This is a genomic window from Proteus sp. G2300, assembly GCF_009915965.1.
Classification (GTDB): Bacteria; Pseudomonadota; Gammaproteobacteria; order Enterobacterales; family Enterobacteriaceae; genus Proteus; species Proteus vulgaris.
This window is the reverse complement of sequence record NZ_JAABNK010000014.1, coordinates 318,785-340,663: the sequence shown is the minus strand read 5'-3', so window position 1 is coordinate 340,663 and position 21,879 is coordinate 318,785. Positions and strand designations below refer to the sequence as shown.

Genomic DNA, 21,879 nt, shown 5'->3' with positions numbered 1-21,879 from the left:
TTTTATCATCATAAAGGGGATATATAGTCCGCTATCACGCTTCTATTACATAGATAAAACCATCAAAAACGTTCTTTTTTTCACCAAAAACCAATTCAATAACAACATGAATAATTTAATTACATTGACGAGCATCAAAAAACACGAAAGTTAACAAGCAAATAATGAGAAAAAAGGAATTTTTTTATATTTGTCACACAATTGATTTTATTCTATTACATCTCAATAAATATTCCCTACAATAGCCAACCAATCTAACCTGACAATTTCCTAAGTGATGATATCTTTCATTGTTTAGGTTAGTAACTATCTTTTTTTATTTATGATTTATCGTTTCAGCAAAGCAGAGCATTAATAAAACCTAGTACCCTACACAATTATATAATGACCAACTTATCGGTTTGCCAACGCAGTTATAAACGATAAAAATTGCAAACTTAAGGATAAAAATAATCATGTCAGACTATCTCTCATTCTTATTAGGCATTGTGCCTTTAGCTGTGTTGATTTTTATGATCTTAAAAATGAAATCAGCCGTTCACCATGCCGTGCTGGTTTCTTTAGTGATAACTGTTGCACTTGCTATTTTTCATTGGAACAACACCATTCAATTTGCCTCTGTTTCTGTCCTTTATGGTGCAGTTAAAGGGTTGTGGCCAATCATCATTGTTATTCTTGCCGCTATTTATAGTTATAACTTAATGCTAAAAACGGGTGGCATGGATGTACTTAAAGATGTACTGGCTGGCATAAGTGATGATAAGCGCGTACAAGTTCTACTTATTTCGTGGTGTTTTGGGGGCTTTCTTGAAGCTGTTGCGGGCTATGGTACCGCGGTTGCCATTCCTATCGGCATTTTAATTGCTCTTGGATTTGATCCTTTTAAAGCTGCGGTTGCCTCTTTAGTCGCTAACACTGTTCCTACCGCTTTTGGTGCTGTTGGTATTCCAGTGTCTATTTTGGCGCAAAACACTGGACTTGACGTATTAGTGTTGAGTAAAACCATCATTATTCAGTTGGGATTATTTAACATCCTGTTACCTTTCGTCATTGTTGCCATTGCAGGTGGTGGCATTAAAGCCATTAAAGGTGTCGGATTTATTACTTTAATGTGTGGTATTAGTACACTTATTCCTCAATACATTGTTGCGGCTAATTTAGGTGCTGAATTACCTGCATTTGCCGGTAGCTTAGTCAGCTTAATTGTGGTTATTTTCCTTGCTAAACGCATGAAAAACAGTGGCGATAAGCAAAAAAATCTCAAAAAACACACTGGAAAAGAGTTGTTAGTGGCTAGCTCTATTTACCTGTTTACCTTTATCTTCATTTTAGCCTGCTCACCTTTATTCCCAGCGATCCAAAGCATGGTGGGCGCTATTTCCACTAAGATCCCATTTGTATTAAGTGAAACACAAACGGAATATCAAACCATTGCTTGGTTAAGTACACCAGGTGTATTAATTATACTTGCCAGCTTTGTAGGTGGCACAATTCAAGGTGCCAGTGTTTCCACGCTTATCTCTGTACTTGTTAAAACAACTATCCAACTGAAAAACTCCATTATTGCCATCACCGCAATCGTAGCAATGGCAACCGTCATGGATTTCAGTGGCATGATTGGTAGTATCGCTGAAACCTTGGTCGATTTCACCGGTGCCGGATTTATCTTTATTGCTCCCGTGATCGGAGCCTTAGGAACATTTGTAACCGGCAGCGACACTAACTCCAACGTGCTATTTGGTAAGTTACAAACCAGTGCTGCAGCTAAGCTTAATATCGACCCTTTCATTCTGGCTGCGGCTAATACCTCAGGTGCAACGGGCGGTAAGATGATCTCACCTCAAAGTATCGCCATTGCTGTTTCAGCCACAAAAATGGATGGACAAAGCAGTGCCATTATGCGTGAAACGTTAAAATATTGTATCGCCTATATTGTTATTCTTGGGGCGAAGATCGGCATTATTTATCACCTAATGAACTAATTAATAAGGGAAAGGGAGTGAGCTTATTCCATTCCCTTTCCCTCTTATAACAAAGCAATAAAAAAAAGAATTTTATCTTTAGTAAAAATGACAACATCTGAGCGATGTTTTGGAGTTCGATTAATGAAAGTTAATTTTTATGCGACCTGTCTTGGTGATGTGCTGAAAGCAGATTCAGCCAGAGACACCGTCTTGTTACTTGAGAAATTAGGTTGCGAAGTGCTATTTCAAGAGCGCCAAGGTTGCTGTGGTCAACCCGCACTTAATAGCGGTTATGTAAATAACGCCAAACCTGCTATGAAATCGTTAATTGAAACATTGGAAGTAAATGACTACCCGATTATTTCCCCAGCAGGCTCCTGTACTTATGCCATAAAAGGATACCCAACTTATCTTGCCGATGAGCCACAATGGGCATTACGAGCACAAGGTGTAGCAGATCGCCTTATTGATTTAACCAGTTTTATTGTCAATACCTTGGGCATTGTCGATGTTGGTGCCCGTCTCCCTGGTAAAGCTGTTTATCATCCATCATGCAGTTTAACCCGCAAACTGGGTGTTGTTAGTGAGCCTTTAACACTATTAAACCACGTTGAAGGTCTTGAAATGTTACCTTTTGCGAACTCAGAAACCTGTTGTGGTTTTGGTGGAACATTCTCTGTGAAAATGTCTGAAATTTCAGGCGAAATGGTGACCGAAAAAGTAAAACATATTATGGATGTGAGTCCTGATTATGTCATTGGTGCAGATACAAGTTGCTTAATAAACATACAAGGCCGTTTGAGCCGAGAAAAGCGCCCTGTAAAAGTGTTGCACATTGCACAAGTTTTAATGAGCCAATAAGGAAGCCTGCTTATGTCTATCAAAACCAGTGATATCGATTTCAGACCTCGCCTAGAACATGAAATGAAAGATACAATCATGCGTAATGCGGTTGTTATGGCGCAAGAACGCATTGGAGCTAATCGTCAAATCATGGTCAAAGAACTAGGTAATTGGGAAGAATGGCGTGATCGCGCTGAACAAATCCGTAACCATGTGCTTGAAAATTTAGATGCTTATCTCTATCAATTATCTGAAAAAGTAACAGAAAACGGAGGTCATGTTTATTTTGCTAAAACAGCAGAAGATGCCTCTCGTTATATTTGTGACGTTGCCAAAAAGAAAAACGCGAAGAAGATTGTAAAATCTAAATCGATGGTCACCGAAGAAATTGGGATGAATAAGGCCTTACAAAATGAAGGCATTGAAATCATCGAAACTGACCTTGGCGAATATATTCTTCAATTAGATAACGATCCACCATCTCATATCGTCGTTCCTGCTATCCACAAAGATCGTTATCAAATTCGTAAAGTCTTAAATGAAAAACTCAATTATGAAGGCAGTGAAACGCCTGAAGATATGACACTTTTCATTAGACAGCGTATAAGACAAGATTTTCTGTCTGCTGATATTGGCGTTACGGGTTGTAACTTTGCGGTAGCTGAAACCGGCACCGTCTGTTTAGTTACTAACGAAGGTAATGCAAGAATGACCACTACGTTACCTAAAACCCATATTGCAGTCATGGGTATGGAGCGTGTGGCACCAACATTTGAAGAAGTTGATCCATTAATCACTATGTTATGCCGTAGCGCAGTTGGCTCACGTTTAACTAGTTACAACACTTGGGTAACTGGTCCTCGTGAAGCGGGCAATGTCGATGGTCCTGAAGAGTTCCATTTAGTGATTGTGGATAATGGCCGTTCTGAAATTTTAGGTTCGCAATTTAAAGATATTTTACGCTGTATCCGTTGTGGTGCTTGTCTTAATACGTGCCCTGCTTACCGTAATATTGGTGGACATGCTTATGGCTCAATTTATCCAGGCCCAATTGGTGCGGTAATTTCACCACTGTTAGGGGGCTATAAAGATTTTCATGATCTCCCTTACGCTTGTTCATTATGTAATGCATGTAATGTGGTTTGCCCAGTCAAAATTCCTTTAGCTCAGTTGATTTTAAAACATCGTCGAGTAATGGCTGAAACTGGTTTAACACCAAAAGCAGAACGTCGAGTCACCGGTATGTTTAACTACCTCAATTCACACCCAGCTCTTTGGAAAGTGGGTATGAACGTTGGTGCAAAAATGGCGGGGTTAATGATCAAAAATGGGTCTACACCAATCAAAATCAGTGTGTTAAATGATTGGATGGAATCGCGAGATCTCCCTAAACCAGATGGTTATAGCTTCCGTAGTTGGTTTAAACGCCATAAAGCAGAAGGAAAAAAATAATATGTTAAACGAACAAAACCGTAATGAATTTCTGCAAACTATTGCTGAAAAATTAGGGCGTCCTATTGCGCATAAGCCACAGCCACAGCCTACACCGATTAATGATTTAGCGAAAACTCGCTTAACTAATTTGACTCAGGATGAACTATGTAAAGAATTTACTGACTTTGCACAGACTCAAATGGTGAAATGTGTTGTTAGCAAACCTGATGACGTTATCAATAGCCTAATTGAACTCTGCGAAAGTTATGATTGTAAAGGCTCGGTGGTAATAAGTGGAGATGAGCGCCTAGATGCACTGGGTGTAACTAAAGCTATCAGTGAAAAATACGAAACCTATATTTGGACCCCAGAACTTGGCCATGAAAATATTATTCATGCTGAACGCTCTCAAATTGGAATTGTATTTGCGGAAGCGGGCCTAACTGAATCTGGTGGGATTGTTTTATTTTCGTCTCCAGAAAAAGGACGTGCGGTAAGCTTATTACCTGAAACTTCTATTGTTATTCTACGTAAAAGCGATATTTTACCTCGAGTGGCTCAAATTGCTGAACGTTTACATAAAATGGCGCAAGAAGGTGTAAGAATGCCGTCTTGCATCAATTTAATTGGTGGTGCAAGTTCTACAGCAGACATTGAATTAATTAAAGTATGGGGGGTTCATGGCCCTGTTCATGCGGCGTATTTGATTATAGAAGATTGCTAATTCAATATTAATCAGCAATGAAAAGAACGATAACTAAATAACTTAAGGTCATGGTCAAAGGATTGACCAACATAAAGAAAGGTTATATAACACCTTCAACTTACTGATAAAGTTCCCACTTTTAGATGGGAACTTTGATCTACACAATCAATGCGAAAAACTTTGCTCAATTTTTCCAGATCAATACATAACCTTCGATGGGTTAATTCTCAAAATTTTTCAACAACAATTAAAAATAACGACAATTATTTTTATTAGACATTATTATAATGTTTCAATAAAGCAAGATTAATAACCTTTCTTTATTTTAAATAGTATTTAATAAATTAAATAACTACTTTACTATTTAATAGTTCAACTTGGCTTATCCTCGATATGTTTTCTTTACGATAAAATAGTCTCAATGTAAATTACACCATTATCCTTATCACACTGATAGAAAACCCACTTTTTTTGCAGTAATCTCATGCCATTCTTATTGGCAAAATCGCCAGAAAGCCACCCAATGGTATGAGTATAATGTTCTACAAATTTACACCAATCATTCTTCTGATAATTTCTAACGTTTTTATGACGTTCGCTTGGTATGGCCATTTAAAATACGGCAATAAACCGCTTATTATCGTCATTTTTTTAAGCTGGTTGATTGCATTTGTTGAATATTGTTTTGCTGTGCCTGCAAATAGAATTGGTCATCATTACTACAGTGCAGCAGAATTAAAGACCATACAAGAAGTGATAACATTAACAATTTTCGCTATTTTTTCTGTTACTTATTTAGGTGAAAACTTCACATTAAATCACTTTATTGGTTTCCTTTTAATTGGTGCTGGTGCCTTATTTATTTTTAAAGGTCCCTTTTAAACACCTCTATGACTAAATAAAACAGCTTGTTTTTTAATCGATCCTTTATCCTCTTCTTTATGGCCTTATCAGAAATGATAAGGCTTTTCTTTATTTACAAATTAAATATTTTGATTACATTTAATACGATTGATAATGTTGCTTTAACGGACTATAAAATAACACAATCACTTACCATTAAGTCATATAGTCCACTGAGATTATTTTTTACAAAACAATGCTCTATTTTGAAATAAATATATTCTATATACAGAAATATTTCTCTTGAAAAATATTTTTCATTCAGCGCATAATGATTGTTCTAAGAGAAGCATTGTTTCTCTACCTTTATTTTGCCTCTCTTAAATTACAGCACCCTTAAAACGTGCCTATTGTCATTTCAACGTCAGATAAAATGGTATCAGGTATGAGTAATCATTCTAACGATTTTGTTTATATGCAGGACAATCCCTGTATGCACTGTGGTGCATGTTGCGCCTATTTTAGAGTTTCGTTCTATTGGGCTGAAATGGTGAGTGGAGGTGGTGTGGTTCCAGATGAGTTAACAGAATCATTAACTCCTTTTCTCTCTTGTATGAAAGGAACTAATTCTAAAAAACCACGTTGTGATAAGCTTCTTGGTGAGGTTGGTGAGTGTGTAAGCTGTTCTATCTATGAACAACGCCCTTCTCCTTGCCGTGAGTTTGAACAATCTTGGGTAAATGGTGTTCCTAATGAGGCTTGTGATCGCGCTCGCGCAGCTTATGGTTTACCTCCACTAACTCACACTACTTTGCCTCACACCGCGTAAGACATCAGAGGGGTTAAGCCCCTCCTGATCATTTAATCATATCCAACATACTTATTTCATAAAATATGAAATCACAAAACAAAAAATCATTATTAAATAATATGTTAGTTTGACTTTATTTTAAAATCACCTAGTATATAAGGCAATGAATTAATAACGTGTCTTTTGTGAGGTTTTTTATTTAAAAATAGTAATAGATTTGGAGGGCATTATGATCGGTAGCTCTTTTTTTATCCTTTTCCTTTCTTTTATCTGTTCTACTGCTGTCGTTAGTATGTTACTCGGTGGCTTAGAGGAATAATCATGAATATTTCTGATGAAAATATTCTTCCCCAGAAATAGTGCCCATGCTTTATATAAAAATAGGTATGGGCATTATTTAATTTATCGCTTCAATCTTTCCTTTAATATTACTTTTTTATTTTTATGCTATTTTTATAAAAACTAAATGTTTCAATTCTCTCGAATACCTATATTTAATAGGTAAAATGCCCTGTTATTTTCCATGAAAATAAAACATCTTCAGCGACCTGCCCAAAACCAATATTGTGCATGATAAGATAGCGTTGGTTATCCCAACTTTTTTCATTTACCACGATACCAATATGAGGCCGACCATTGTCTAAACGCCAACTAACAATATCACCAGGCACATAATCTTCTGCATTTTTGGTAATAGGCTTTACTTTGCCTTTTCGTGAGAAAAAAACTTCCAAATTAGGCACTCTACGATGATCAATATTTGTATCTGGTTGATTCAACCCCCATATCTGTTTACTTGGGTAGGCTGAAAAGTTGGCTTTAATATCTTCATGCAGTAATTTTTGTAAATCGATATCAATCCCACGATAACTACGAATAATGACATCGCTACAAACCCCTTTATAAGCAGGAACATCACCATTTGGATAATCTATTTTGCGATAATTTGAGTCGTAAAATACGGCTCTTGGTAAATCAGCAGCATATTCCACCAGCTTTTTACTTTGCTCTGCCGTTATGGCTTGAACAGTTGAAAAGGGCATAAGCAATAAGAATAAAAAACTAGGTTTCATTATTTTCATTCTGTGATCTCCATGAAAAGTTAAATCCATTATCTTTAAAAAAGGAATTGAGTGATCTGTTTATACTGATAAAACGCAGTACAAAAATATAAGTGGAGTCTTAATTCATTTTTGAATATAACATAAAAAAACCGAGCTCCCTTTTACGGTAAGCTCGGCTGATAATAAAATGAAAAAGAAAGAGATCAAAGTAAGAGAAATAGTTAGTTCAACACAATATGGCTTTTACGTCGTAAACTGGCAAAAAGCATATAAATCGCCGTCACCAGTAACACAACAAAGAAGAAATTCATAATGCCATTATTGGCCTGTGCCATAAAAATACCCGCACCTAAAGGCCCAATGGCAGAGCCAATGCTATAACTTAATAGCATGACTTGTGTAATGGCGACAATATAGCTCGCATTAACATGATCACATGCCAAAGTAATAGCGATAGGATAAAGTGCAAAAGAAGACATCCCCAATAACGCCAGTGCAACAATAAGCACCATATAATCGTTAGAGAGATAAGTCAGTCCCATGGCAAACACACCCACTAAACACATCATCGCTAATAACAGCGTTTTACTAATTACCACAGACAACTTGCTAATAATAGGCTGAACCACCATTCCACCTAAAATAATAGCCGCCATCAACACACCTATTTGGTCTGTGGTAAATTGACCTTGATTTAAGGCTAGTGGCATCATTCCATAAATACTGCCCATCACCACGCCAGATACCATACAGCCCACCAAAGCGGCTTTATTTAAACGACGCATTTGTTTAAGTGACAAACTTTTATGGTCATGCCCTTGGGGTTGCCCTTGTTTAAAAAACAGAGGCGGTAATACCGCAATTAATAACAAGGCCAATACCGCCATAAACGGAATAGCACCTTGTGTGCCAATTGCACCAATCGCCAACTGTCCTAATGTTGTGCCGCCATACAGCGAGGTCATATAAAAGCCTAAACGTTTAGCCCGCTCTTTAGGATTATCGCCAATTAACAGCCATGATTCGACCACAACAAAAATACCCGCGACCGCCATACCACCAATAAAACGAGAGACCATCCATGCTGATAAATAAGGCATTACAGGTAATATGCCAACAGTCACTGCCAGTAATAATAAAAACACGACGAAAGAAAGACGATGCCCTATTCTTGCAATAATAGGCTCTATCATCACTGAACCTATTAATAATCCGATAAAATAAATACTTGCTAACCAGCTAGCATAGAGCGTATCCATTCCAAAGCTGTCCATAGACAGTGGAATTAAACTCATTAAATAGCCTGACGCGATAGCAAATACCGTTAACCCAGCCACAGGTACTAATGTACTGTCGCCTTTGCGTACCAAAGTAGTGTTCTGTTTCACTACCCTCGTCTCCACAATCAAAACGGTTGAAAATGCGCTGTTTTCTCGATGCCTGATAGGGGCAATTCTTTTATCTAGGAAAGATAAAAGAACAAAGGTGAAAACAGTGGATGGCGTCCCTAAATTCAGGAGACGCGAATATAGCGCTTAAATTATGATAAATAAAATTATAAAAACTAATGTCAGAAAACAATTTTATTTATACCAATCATGATTATCGTCTTTTTCTACAAAAAGGGAATAGCCTTACTCAGATATTTATTTTTATAAAAAAGGTATTTTTCATTATGATGATTACGCAATAATACGTATGAAAATGATAGGTAAGTAAAAATACTTATTACTACCCTATCATCCTTTGATAAGGTAGTTTTTATTAAAAGAGTTACTCAGTTTATTTCATCTTATTTCTAAAGCAACATTAATAGCATCAGGAATAGAACCACCGTGGCCTTTACCTGCAAAGAGATAAAAATCGCACTGTTTTCCCTCATCTGTTAAATATTGGCATAACTGACGTTGCGTTAACCAACTACTACGCTCTTGATAATTTTTTTGTTGCTCTTCACTTAATTGGCTTAAATCTGGATTTTCTTCTTTTTCACCTAGCGTTATTGCAATGGAAATGTCATCAGGAATAGCCTGCCATTGCTCTTTTCTCACCCACTCACCTTTTCCCCACCATAAAGAAGGACTTGCTACAATATAACGCTGGAAAGTTTCTGGATGATTAAATAGAACATAGAGGGTAAATACACCACCAAAGGAGTGCCCAAAGAGAGATTGCTGGGTAACTGATATATTCTCTTTCGCGAGTTGTTCAAGCGCATAAGGCCTGACTTGCGTTAGGATAAACTGATAAAAATTTTCTGCATTTCCACCTCGGCTAAATGCCTCACCTTTTACACTAGGCGTATAATCATGCGTTCTTTCTGTAATAAAATAGGCTTTATCTCCCACATACCCCACGCTAATAATCGCTGGTAATGGACTATTTTTTTGTTTTATGGCTACATTAACCATCAATGGAAATTGCGCATTACCATCAACACCATAAATTAATGTCGTCTTTGTTGTATTTTTGGGTACAGCAAGAAAGAGGCGATATTGTTTGCCTTCATAAGCGACTTCTTTTTGTGTGATTTGATAATAAGATTGTGCTTGAGGTTCAATTTTAGGTACTTCTTGGTTAGGTCTGGCTTGAGCCACCGCAGATAACATAATCATTCCGCATAACATTCGTATTCGCATAAATCAGATACTCTGTCAGTAATATAAAAAGGTGAACAGTTAAATTGAAAATAATAGTAAGTGATAAAAAAATAAACCCCATATAAAATACGGGGTTTATTTCAATTTAGGCTCAATTAGAAACTATATTTAATGTTCGCCCAATAACGACGTCCCTCATCAACTACCCAGTTACCGCCTTTATCATTCACAGCAGGACCTGTTTCATCTGTAATATTTAATACCGCAAAGTTAAACATGGTATTTTTATTAAAGTTGTAGGTCATCCCTAAATCAAAGGTTGTGTAGCCACTACGATAACGCGCCCCTGAATGGCTATTTCGTTGTGCTGCCCAAATTTGTTTGCCCGTATAAGCCGTATTGGCATAAAAACTGGTCGCTTCATCAAACTGCCAATCCACACGCGCATTCGCACTGTGCTTTGGTGTCATATCAAGCGGGTAGCCTTTTAATGACTCACCAGAAGCTAACTTTTCATCATCACTTTTACGTTCTGAATCAATATAAGTGTAGTTAGCATTGACATGCCAGCTTTCCGTAATTGGGAAACCAACTGCCGTTTCAATCCCTTTGATATTGGCTTTACCGACATTATCGTATTGATAGAGTTTTAAACTTGTAATTGGATCTATTTCACCAGTGTCGAAATTGGTTAACTTATCTTTAAAATCGGTATTAAAGAAAGTCACACTTGCAGTCACACCATCCCCATTATCATAACCAATACCAATTTCTTGGCTGACTGATGTTTCCGGTTTTAAGTCACGATTACCATACATAATCGCACGACCTTTTTCTGTTGACGTGCCGTATTCAGGACTGATTTCACGCAGGCTTGGCGCTTTAAAAGCTTTCGCCACGCCCCCTTTTAATGTGAATTCATCCGTTAAATGATAAACGGCATAGGCTCTTGGACTCCAGTGATTACCGTAATATTCGTGATCATCAAGACGCACACCACCGGTTAATGCGAGGTTGTCTGTTACGCTATATTCATCTTCGATGAATAAAGCTTTTTGATCAGCCGTAATTGTCGATTGTTTTATTTCTTTTCCACCAAGAGACGATTCATCTTTTAAACGTGAATATTGATATTGCCCCCCAAAAGTCATCACATTTGAAGGTAAAAAAGCGGTAAATTTTGCATCAAAAACAGTATTGGTAATTTCAGGACGGCGAGCTTCGTAATATTTATAGCTATTCCCTGTTGCCTTATCAACCGCTTCTGTTTTTTGAATACGCTTAGTTTGTTCTTGGTAGACACTTAATTCAGAATGCAGAATATCAAATTGATTTTTATAAGTTAATGCCCAATGATTACGATCATTATTAGTTTCTAGCATTTTATTTTTATCAAGGCGCCCACCACGATTGGTAAACTCACTCATTGATTTACCTGGTGTCGTTGTACGCTGTAACGTATTACGACCCGCTTCTAATAAAATGGTTTGATTATCTGTTGGTGTAAATGCCAATTTCGCCGTAATGTTTTTATTGTCATTACGACCTTGACCATAAGTGATTTTATCTTCTGCACGTAAGTAGCTACTGCCGTAAAGTTGTAAGCCTAATTTATCTTCAATTAAAGGCCCTGAAAGATAAAAATCACCATCAATAGAATCGCCAGCGTCACGGTTATGTTGCAACGTACCGCCAAGTGCAACAGAGCCATGCCACTCTTTTGTTACTGGTTTAGTAATGATATTGATAACACCACCCATTGCATCAGAGCCATATAGTGATGACATTGGCCCGCGGATAACTTCTATACGTTCAATTGCATCTGCAGGTGGAATAAAACCACCTTCATAACCACCACTCCCATTCGGGCGTGACTCACGACTATTTTGACGACGACCATCAACTAAAATAAGCGTGTATTCACCCGGCAAACCACGCATCGTAATTTCTTGTTTATTGGCATTACCATTAATGCTAACACCTTCAACACCTTTTACAGCATCCGCTAAATCATGAACTGGTTTCTTTGCAAGTTGTTCTTTGCTGATCACGGTAATACTTGCTGGTGCATCTGTAATTTGTTGAGCAAACCCTGACGCTGATACAACAAGTTTTTCTTCTGTGTTTTCTTGTGCATACAGCGGGTAAGAGGCAGATAAAATACAGGCAGTTAAAATACCCATTTTAAAGTTCATAGTGGTTCCCTGAATTAATAACAGTTATAGTAATGAGAATGATTAATATTATCTTAATCAAATATTCATGAGAATGATTTTCTTTTCATATTTGGTGTTTTTTTTTAATCTGCATCAAAGTAAATCAGGGCTATTTTCGCTAGGCCTCGTTAGAGCGCATTTCAAACATAAAAAAAGCAGATGGCATAAACCATCTGCTTTATTCTTTTGTAGGATATTTTTAGATTTAACGAATTAACAAATCATCACTTTGTTATTACCAGAACACGGCATAAAGTACACAGAGTATGACCATAATGGCATAGGAAGCGATGTTAAATCCGCTTTGTGTTTTAAAGGTTTTATCGGTTAAAGTAATCGCCCCTACGCTGTCATCCGTTGTCGTTGAAGTTAAGCTCACTAAACCAATCACGACAATAGTAAACATAAAGGTGTACATCATTTGATCAAGGAAAGGCATACCCAATGGCATTAATTTTAGGAATAAAGCAAACGGTATAGATAAGACCACACCAATAATTGCACCTTTTGCGTTTGTTTTTTTCCAGAATAAGCCTAATAGGAATACCGCTAAAATACCTGGGCTTACTAATCCAGTATATTCTTGAATATATTGGAATGCCTGATCGATACCACCTAATAATGGCGCAATAAAGCAAGCGATAATCAGGGCAACAACCGCACTAATACGTCCCACATTCACTAAACGTGTTTCAGAAGCTTTTGGCCCAACATATTCTTTATAAATATCCATCGTGAAAATAGTCGCGATAGAGTTAAGCATAGACGCCAAAGATGAAACTATTGCAGCTGCAAGTGCTGCAAAAACAACACCTTTTGCTCCTACTGGCAAGAACTGTGTTAACCAAGGATAGGCTTTGTCAGCTTGTGCCAGCGTTGGAATATGCTGTGGCGCCATAGCACCCAACCCGGCCATTAAGTCTGGATTAGTGGTAATTACAAATGCTGCAATCCCTGGAACAACCACCAGAATAGGGACAATTAATTTTAAGAATGCAGCAAACACTAGCCCTTTCTGTGCTTCATTGATAGATTTAGCAGCTAAAGCACGCTGAATAATATATTGATTAAAACCCCAGTAATAGAGGTTAGCAACCCATAAACCACCAATTAGCACAGCGATACCTGGTAAGTTCATAAATTGCGGATTATCTTTTTCTAAGATCATTTTAAAGTGATCGGGTGCAGCTTGCGTCATTTTGCTTAAGCCTTCCATAATCCCACCATCGCCACCGATATAGCTGACGGCTAATACTGTGGTAAATAAACCACCGAGAATAAGGAAGAAGACTTGCACCACGTCTGTCCACGCAACAGCAGAAAGCCCACCATAAAGCGAATAGATAACGGCAAATAACGCTAAACCAACAATGGCGTACATCATTGGTACACCTAAAATGGTTTCTAATGCTAATGAACCTAAATACAGCACAGATGTTAAGTTAACAAAGATAAATAATGCGAGCCAGAACACAGCAAGAATGGTTTTTAAATTACGACTTCTAAAACGATTCTCAACAAACTCAGGGATGGTATAAATACCTTTTTCGATAAAGACTGGTAAGAAATATTTAGCAACAATTATTAATGTCAGCGCGGCCATCCACTCATAAGAGGCGATAGCTAGGCCAATGGAGAAACCAGAGCCAGACATACCAATAAACTGTTCAGCTGAAATATTAGCGGCAATAAGCGAAGAACCAATTGCCCACCAAGGAAGAGTTTTACCTGCTAAGAAATAGTCCTTTGTTCCTTTTTTCTCACCATCCTTTGAACGAGAAACCCATAATCCTAGACTAATAATGATGACGACATAGAGGGCAAAAATTGCATAGTCTATTGTGCTTAATCCAACACCTTCTGTATGCATAATATTTTCCTTTCAGACCCATAGAGAGAATAGACATTTAATGTAAACGTTTTCACACCCTTTTTCCGTTACTCCCTTCACAATTTTGTTGCTTATGTTACGTAAATGCGTCTAAAAATAGAGAAACAAACGATTACTATAACGAGTAAAACCAGAATTAGACTAAAATCTCTAGTTCTATTTTATCTCACAAGAAAATACCTTTGAAGGAAAATACAAAACTCCTTTAAAAATGATAACGATTACACTTATTAAGCAAACATAGCCTTTTAAGGTGATGATGATCCCCATGAAGAGGATCGACTGTATTATAAAAAATAAAGGGGGATTAAGAGAGGTGACTAAGATTAAAAACCGAATTACGTTGAACTAAAGTAGGCGAAAAAATACGTTGTTTTTGTTCGAGAACTTCACCTTTAGACAGTCTGATAGCCAGTGTTGCGGCTTGCTCTGCCATCATTTGTACTGGATAACGCACAGTTGTTAAACGAGGATGAATATAACGCGCAATTAATACGTCATCAAATCCAATCACTGAGATTTTTTCAGGTACTGGGATCTCATTTTCATCGAGAACAGACAAAGCACCCGCTGCCATAAAATCGTTGTAAGTAACAACAGCGGTAAAATCAATAGATTTGGTTAATAAGTGCATCATTGCTTTCTCTCCACCTTCCCCTTCTGGTTCACCATGCTCAATATAACTTTCAGGTAATATTATGTTATTCGCTTCAAGAGCTGCCTTATAACCTGCAAGGCGTTGGGTGGTATCCTCAATATGATGAGTAGAAGAGATGTAAGCAATTTTGGTATGCCCTTGGCGAATAAGGTGCTCTGTCGCCATCCATGCCCCTTTGTAATTATCTAAAGCAACACAACGTTCCGCAATCTCCGGAATAAAGCGATTAATTAACACCATACTTTTGACTTCATGAGCATAAGCAAGCAGTTCTTCATCCGAGAGTGCTTTAGAGTGGATCACTAAACCATCACAGCGACTATTAATTAATAACTCGATAGATTGGCGTTCGTCTTGTGCATCATGATAGCCATTACACACCAAAATATGTTTTCCCGCTTGTCTAGCCACATTATCAACTGCTTTCACCAATGTACCAAAAAAAGGATCAGAAACATCATGGACTAAGACACCTAAAGTTTGTGTGCTTTGGCTAACCAATGCTCTAGCCGCAGCATTAGGTCGATAACCTAGCTTTTGCATTGCAACATTTACCGTCTCTATTGATGCCTTACTTGCTTTCGGCGAGTTATTAATGACTCGTGATACCGTAGCAACAGAAACCCCCGCTTCTTTTGCTACATCTTTGATAGTCGCCATATCCACCTCATGGGTCACCTTTATTCATAATCAAAAAATAACGGGCTGTTAATCTAAGAACAAAGAAAAAAGGGAATAATAAAATTTAAGTGGCTTGATTATCAGCGAAGAAGTGAAATTTAAAAAGTAAAAAGATCAAATAAATAGTGAAAAGGAAAGCGTTTACACTTTCCTTTTATTGCTAGGAATAAAACTTATAGATAGTTTGGCTATTCCAGGGTGTATTTGCAGATAGAATGCCTCGATTTTCATGCCATTCAGGATGATTAGGCCCATCAGGAAAGTATTGTGTTTCTAACGCTAGCCCTGAATAATTACCATAACGACGACTTTTTCCTCTTGTACCCACTAAAAAGTTACCTGTATAGAATTGAACAGAAGGTAGTGTAGTAAACACATCCATTTTAAGTTCACCCTCAGGTGCGATGACTGTTACAACCGGTGCTTTATCGTCAATAGTTTTTTTATCTAAAATAAACGCATGATCATAACCCTTCGCCACTTTTTGGCACTCATCAACCATAAAATCAAGGCCGATACGTTTTAATTTACGAAAATCAAACCCTGTTCCTATCACACTCGCAAACTCCCCCGTAGGAATATTGCCTTCACCATTTTTTAAATAATGAGTCGCACAAATTTTCAAGTCGTGCTCAAGTGCTGTGCGTTCAGTATGTTCACCTGCAAGGTTAAAATAGGCATGATTAGTTAAACTGAGTGGCGTGGTTTTATCGCTTATTGCCTGATAATCAATACACACTTCATTATTATCGGTGAGTGTATAAGTCACGCTGACCTTAAGTGTACCGGGAAAACCTTGGTCACCATCCTTTGAGATCAATGAAAATGTCACCGATTGAGACGATTGTGCCGTGATCTCCCAGCGACGATGACTAAAGTTTTGTTTACCACCATGTAAGGTATTTTTACCTTCATTAGCACTGATTTGATATTCCAGCCCTTCTAATACAAATTTTGCACCAGCAATACGATTAGCAAAGCGCCCTACAGTAGCACCTAAATAGGCAGTTTGCTGTTTATGGGCATTCATATCTGCCGAGCCTAACAGCACATCTCGACGATATCCATTAACCGGTACAATGCAAGTTAACCAAGTCGCACCAATATCCATTAAAGAAATCGACATACCAAACCGATTTTTAAGCACAACTACTTGTGCAGGCTTTCCGTCTGATGCGGGTTGTGCTGTCATTTGTTCTGGCTCGAGAAAGCGGAGCTCATTAATCGCCATTATTTTGCCTCCGAATAGCCCGCTCCTTGGCTTGCAGAGCAGACATAGATAGTTTCTTTCAACCCTGTTTTGGCTTCATATTGTGTCTTCACCGAATCAACAACTTTATCAACTAAATCAGGTGTCACTAATGCTACGACACAACCGCCAAATCCACCACCCGTCATTCTTACACCACCACGATCACCAATCGTTGATTTTACGATTTCAACCAATGAATCAATCTCTTTGACAGTAATTTCAAAATCATCACGCATTGAATGATGTGATTGCATCATTAATTGGCTTAATGTGGTTAAATCCCCCTTGCGCAATGCCTCCGCAGCCTCCTGTGTGCGATTATTTTCAGTGATAACATGGCGAGCTCGACGATAAACCACCTCACTCATTAATGTTTTTTTAGCCAGCAGATCATCTAATGTAGCATCTCTTAATGCTTTGATATTTAAAATTTTTGCCGCTTCTTCGCATTGCTGACGACGGGTATTGTATTCACTGTCCACTAACCCGCGTTTTTTATTAGAGTTGATTATCATCACAACCATATTTTCAGGCATTGTCACGGCGAACGTATCTAAAGAACGGCAATCAATTAATAAAGCATGATTTTCTTCACCACAAGCAGAAATCAGTTGATCCATAATGCCACAGTTACAACCAACAAATTGGTTTTCAGCTTTTTGACCGTTTAACGCAATCTCTTTTTGACTAATAGGCAATTGATAGAGTGCTTTAATTGTTTGACCGATAGCCACTTCTAAGGCAGCTGAGGAACTTAACCCTGCACCTTGAGGGACATTACCCGATATTGCGATATCCATACCATGGAAAGAATAATTATCTTTTTGTAGAAAATAGATAACACCACGAACGTAATTTGCCCACATTTTATTAGGTAAAAACTCAATCGTGTTATCAAGACTAAATTCATCAACTTCATTTTGGTAATCAACTGCAATCACACGAATAATATTATCTTCCCGTTTTGCTGCTGCAACGATCATTTGATAATTAATCGCACAAGGTAAAACAAATCCATCATTATAATCAGTGTGTTCACCAATAAGATTTACTCTTCCTGGCGCTTGAATAAAATGTGTCGGCGCGTAACCAAAAATAGATGTGAATGAACGAGTCACATTATTAATAAGTGCCTGCATAATAAATCCTTAGCTTAAAATTAAGTAATAAAATCCCACCACATCATTATGTAAATAATGCGATATTTGGTTTAATTTATTTCGTGCGCAAAAAGCAGATTAACTAAAATACCTTGCCATATTGAAGGTCATTAAGGTTGCTCTTTATAATGAATGTCACTTAATTGACGTAAATTATTTGCCGCTTGTTCTGGCGTTAGATCCCTTTGCGATTCCGCTAGCATTTCGTATCCCACCATAAATTTACGCACAGTAGCTGAACGTAATAATGGCGGATAATAAAGCGCATGTAATTGCCAATGGTCTATATTTCTGTTGTCTTTAAAAGACGGTGCAAAATGCCACCCCATTGAATAAGGGAAAGAGCAATGAAATAAGTTGTCATAACGACTGGTTAATTTTTTCATTGCAACAGCTAGATCATCGCGTTGAGTACCATTTAACTCACTCATTCGGCGAATATGGGTTTTAGGCAATAACATTGTTTCATAAGGCCAAGCAGCCCAATAAGGCACTATTGCCAACCAATGTTCTGTTTCAACAACCGTTCGACTTGCGTCTTTACATTCGGCATCAACATAATCCATTAATAAATTACGCCCATATTTTTCAAAATATGCTTTTAAATGCGTATCTTTTCTCGCTAATTCATTCGGTAAAAAATCACTCGCCCAAATTTGCCCATGAGGATGGGGTTGGGAACATCCCATTGTTTCCCCCTTGTTCTCGAACACTTGAACCCAAAGGTATTCTTTACTGAGCTCTTCTATTTGGTTATCCCAAGTATCAACAATTTTACGTAAGCTACTTAAAGGCAATTCAGGTATTGTTTTTCCATGGTCGGGCGAAAAACAGATAACGCGACTAATTCCTCTTACTGCTTGAGTTTGAAATAAAGGATTTGATGAAGGATCAACATCATATTCATCTTGTAATAACGCAGAGTGATCGTTATTAAAGACATACGTTCCGGTGTAATCTGGGTTTTGATCACCAGAAACACGCGTATTGTTTGGGCACAAATAACAATGCGGATCATAAGAGGGAAGAGTCGCAAGCTGAGGTTTTTCATCTTTACCATTCCAAGGTCGTTTCGCTCTATGAGGTGAAACCAAAATCCACTGACCAGTGAGCGGATTATAGCGACGATGAGGATGTTCAACAGGATCAAAAATCAGTTTTGACATAACCTTCTCTCTTATTTATTCAAGATTATCTGAATACTTTAAACTTTATTTCAGATAACCATTTGGGTTTTGTAACTGCCAACGCCAAGCATCAGCGGCCATATCATCAATTGAACGAATTGCTTTCCAGTGCAAATCTTTCTCTGCTTTTGCGGGGCTTGACCAACATTCAGCAATATCACCAGGGCGACGAGCTTGTAATTGATAAGGGATAGGTTTACCACTGGCTTTACGAAATGCTTCAATCATTTCAATCACACTCGTACCATTACCCGTTCCTAAATTATAAATATGTAGACCCGCTTTTTTGCCTAATACATTTAATGCTGCGATGTGGCCATCAGCCAGATCCATAACATGAATATAATCACGAACACCTGTACCGTCTTTTGTTGGGTAGTCATTACCAAACACAGCAACGTGTTCACGACGGCCAATAGCGACTTGAGAAATATATGGCGTTAAATTGTTAGGAATACCTTTAGGATCTTCTCCCATTGTGCCTGATGGATGGGCACCAACAGGATTAAAGTAACGTAGTAAACTGATAGACCAGCTTTCATCAGCAACATATAAGTCAGATAAAATGCGCTCAACCATATATTTACTAGTACCATAAGGATTGGTTGTGCCACCAACAGGTGAATCTTCTGTAATAGGTACAGATTGCGGATCGCCATAAACCGTTGCTGACGAGCTAAAAATAAGACTTTTTACACCTGCATCTCGCATGCAACGGACTAACACCAATGTGCCATTAACATTGTTGTCATAATATTCAATCGGCTTTTGAACAGATTCACCGACTGCTTTCAATCCCGCAAAATGAATAACAGATTGAATAGTATGTTTAGCAAAAATTGATGCTAATAATTGATCATCACGAATATCACCGTTATAGAACAGTGGACGTTTACCGGTTAATGCCTCAACACGGTTAAGTACTTCTTCATTCGCATTGCTAAGATTATCTAAAATAATCGGGGTCATACCAGCATCAATCATTTGTACGCACGTATGACTACCGATATATCCCATACCACCTGTCACTAAAATTTCCACATTCACCTCTTTTGATTCAATCCAAAGGAAAAGCGCAAGACGGTTTCTGTTCACTGACACAGAGTTTAACAAGATCAACAAAATGATTTCGTGATCAAACCGACATTTAGTGTAAACGTTTACACTCTTTTCGCACACACTTATATTTTATAAAAATCTTAGTTTAGAACTGTATTACAGCAAGTTAATAAAATGCGTAATACATTCCACCTCGTTACGACAAAAAACAACACCCATTCAAAGTAAACGATTACATTCAAATTAATCCGTTAATTGCATGATAAAACTGACATTCAATACGTTTTATCATACCTTATTAAGGTCGCCACTAATATGTTTAAGCGGAGGAAGAACACTCTCCTCTAAATAATTCTAGGAAAAAATAATCAACAATTACATATAATAAGTACTATTAATAAACACCATGAATATGTACTCTAAATAATTCAAGTCACAGCTAGGCGACAAGTGAATGAGTCACTAGAAGCACACATGAATATGTGACTGGTGCGAGTGAACGCAGTCAACAAGGCGGAGGTTTGAAGTATGACGAGTATGGAGAACATTATGAAACCGATTGTCTTGCTCTACCAAGATCTTCCCGAAAAACTGTATAAAAAACTCTCTAACTTTGCTGACATCAAACAATTTAACAGACTCTCTTTAGACTCTAATGATTTCCGTTCAGCACTTTCCAATGCTTCTGGATTACTCGGTGCTGGTGGCAATATTGATAAAAACTTTATAGACCATGCCCCTCATTTAAAAGTTGTTTCAACGGTTTCGGTTGGCTATGACAATGTTGATGTTAACGCATTAACCGCGCGCAATATTAAGTTAATGCACACACCGACAGTTTTAACAGATACCGTTGCCGACACCATGATGGCATTAGTGCTCGCAGTCTCAAGACGTATCCCTGAACTCGCAGATAATATTAAAAAAGGTTTATGGGTTAAAAGTATCACACCAGACTGGTACGGTACTGATGTTCATCACAAAACCATGGGTATTATTGGAATGGGGCGAATTGGTAACGCATTAGCACAGCGCGCACACTTCGGTTTTAACATGAATATTCTTTATCACTCACGGACAGAATATACTGATATTAATGATCGTTTTGATGCCCAATATTGCGATTTAGATACATTACTACAGCAATCTGATTTTGTGTGTATCACCTTACCATTAACACCTGAAACACATCATTTAATCAGTCAAAATCAATTATCAATGATGAAATCCGATGCTTATTTAATTAATGCCGGCAGAGGCGCTGTCGTTGACGAAATTGCATTAATTAATGCATTAGAACAAAAAGAGATTGCAGGCGCTGGGCTTGACGTTTTTGAAACAGAGCCTCTATCTTCATCGTCACCTTTATTGGCTATGAAAAATGTGGTTGCCGTTCCACATATTGGTTCTGCAACAAAAGAGACTCGCTACGCTATGGCTGAATGTGCGGTAGATAATCTGATCGCAGCACTGTGTGATAACGTAAAAGTAAACTGCGTTAATTTCTAAA

At 37.7% G+C, this 21,879-nt stretch carries 17 protein-coding genes; 7 read left to right on the top strand and 10 right to left on the bottom strand.

Going from position 1 to position 21,879, the window contains the following annotated elements; all coding sequences use genetic code 11:
- Positions 1–455: 455 nt before the first annotated feature.
- From GWI97_RS09260 to GWI97_RS09235, 6 genes are all read left to right on the top strand, one after another.
- On the top strand, positions 456–1,982 hold the full coding sequence (locus tag GWI97_RS09260; RefSeq protein ID WP_161751915.1) for an L-lactate permease: 1,527 nt from the start codon (positions 456–458) through the stop codon (positions 1,980–1,982).
- Positions 1,983–2,105: 123 nt separating this feature from the next.
- Positions 2,106–2,825 carry a (Fe-S)-binding protein gene (locus GWI97_RS09255; protein WP_036934849.1) on the top strand — a complete coding sequence of 240 codons (720 nt, stop codon included), beginning with the start codon at positions 2,106–2,108 and terminating at the stop codon, positions 2,823–2,825.
- A gap of 12 nt (positions 2,826–2,837) precedes the next feature.
- Positions 2,838–4,259, top strand: coding sequence for a LutB/LldF family L-lactate oxidation iron-sulfur protein (locus GWI97_RS09250; protein WP_036934851.1), 1,422 nt, complete (start codon positions 2,838–2,840; stop codon positions 4,257–4,259).
- 1 nt (position 4,260) lies between these two features.
- On the top strand, positions 4,261–4,965 hold the full coding sequence (locus GWI97_RS09245) for a LutC/YkgG family protein (RefSeq protein ID WP_036934852.1): 705 nt from the start codon (positions 4,261–4,263) through the stop codon (positions 4,963–4,965).
- A gap of 519 nt (positions 4,966–5,484) precedes the next feature.
- Positions 5,485–5,829, top strand: coding sequence for a DMT family protein (locus GWI97_RS09240; protein ID WP_036934853.1), 345 nt, complete (start codon positions 5,485–5,487; stop codon positions 5,827–5,829).
- 406 nt (positions 5,830–6,235) lie between these two features.
- Positions 6,236–6,619, top strand: coding sequence for a YkgJ family cysteine cluster protein (locus GWI97_RS09235; RefSeq protein ID WP_161751914.1), 384 nt, complete (start codon positions 6,236–6,238; stop codon positions 6,617–6,619).
- A 476-nt stretch (positions 6,620–7,095) separates the two neighbouring features.
- Here GWI97_RS09235 and GWI97_RS09230 read toward each other — a convergent pair whose 3' ends face one another.
- From GWI97_RS09230 to galE, 10 genes are all read right to left on the bottom strand, one after another.
- Positions 7,096–7,683 (bottom strand): DUF1287 domain-containing protein, encoded by a 588-nt coding sequence (locus GWI97_RS09230; protein ID WP_373364688.1) that lies wholly within the window; start codon positions 7,681–7,683, stop codon positions 7,096–7,098.
- 203 nt (positions 7,684–7,886) lie between these two features.
- Positions 7,887–9,053 carry an MFS transporter gene (locus GWI97_RS09225; protein ID WP_036934856.1) on the bottom strand — a complete coding sequence of 389 codons (1,167 nt, stop codon included), beginning with the start codon at positions 9,051–9,053 and terminating at the stop codon, positions 7,887–7,889.
- A 399-nt stretch (positions 9,054–9,452) separates the two neighbouring features.
- A complete protein-coding gene (locus GWI97_RS09220; RefSeq protein WP_036934857.1) occupies positions 9,453–10,304 on the bottom strand; it encodes an alpha/beta hydrolase in 852 nt (283 codons plus the stop codon).
- Between the two features lie 116 nt (positions 10,305–10,420).
- A complete protein-coding gene (locus GWI97_RS09215; protein WP_036934859.1) occupies positions 10,421–12,460 on the bottom strand; it encodes an IreA family TonB-dependent siderophore receptor in 2,040 nt (679 codons plus the stop codon).
- A 256-nt stretch (positions 12,461–12,716) separates the two neighbouring features.
- Entirely contained in the window at positions 12,717–14,351 is a 1,635-nt protein-coding gene (locus GWI97_RS09210; protein ID WP_087803236.1) for a sodium/sugar symporter, read from the bottom strand.
- A 328-nt stretch (positions 14,352–14,679) separates the two neighbouring features.
- Positions 14,680–15,690 carry a substrate-binding domain-containing protein gene (locus tag GWI97_RS09205; protein WP_036938880.1) on the bottom strand — a complete coding sequence of 337 codons (1,011 nt, stop codon included), beginning with the start codon at positions 15,688–15,690 and terminating at the stop codon, positions 14,680–14,682.
- A 181-nt stretch (positions 15,691–15,871) separates the two neighbouring features.
- Entirely contained in the window at positions 15,872–16,942 is a 1,071-nt protein-coding gene (galM, locus tag GWI97_RS09200; protein ID WP_036934863.1) for a galactose-1-epimerase, read from the bottom strand.
- A complete protein-coding gene (gene galK, locus GWI97_RS09195) occupies positions 16,942–18,102 on the bottom strand; it encodes a galactokinase (protein ID WP_036934865.1) in 1,161 nt (386 codons plus the stop codon). The genes galM and galK overlap by 1 nt, the downstream gene beginning before the upstream one ends.
- A 131-nt stretch (positions 18,103–18,233) precedes the next feature.
- The gene (locus tag GWI97_RS09190) at positions 18,234–19,289 is read right to left on the bottom strand and encodes a UDP-glucose--hexose-1-phosphate uridylyltransferase (protein WP_036934867.1); all 1,056 of its coding nucleotides are present in this window, start codon (positions 19,287–19,289) and stop codon (positions 18,234–18,236) included.
- A 45-nt stretch (positions 19,290–19,334) separates the two neighbouring features.
- A complete protein-coding gene (galE, locus tag GWI97_RS09185; RefSeq protein ID WP_087803232.1) occupies positions 19,335–20,351 on the bottom strand; it encodes a UDP-glucose 4-epimerase GalE in 1,017 nt (338 codons plus the stop codon).
- Between the two features lie 567 nt (positions 20,352–20,918).
- Between galE and ghrB the strand changes: the two genes are divergently transcribed.
- Entirely contained in the window at positions 20,919–21,878 is a 960-nt protein-coding gene (ghrB, locus tag GWI97_RS09180) for a glyoxylate/hydroxypyruvate reductase GhrB (protein WP_036934871.1), read from the top strand.
- Position 21,879: the final 1 nt, after the last annotated feature.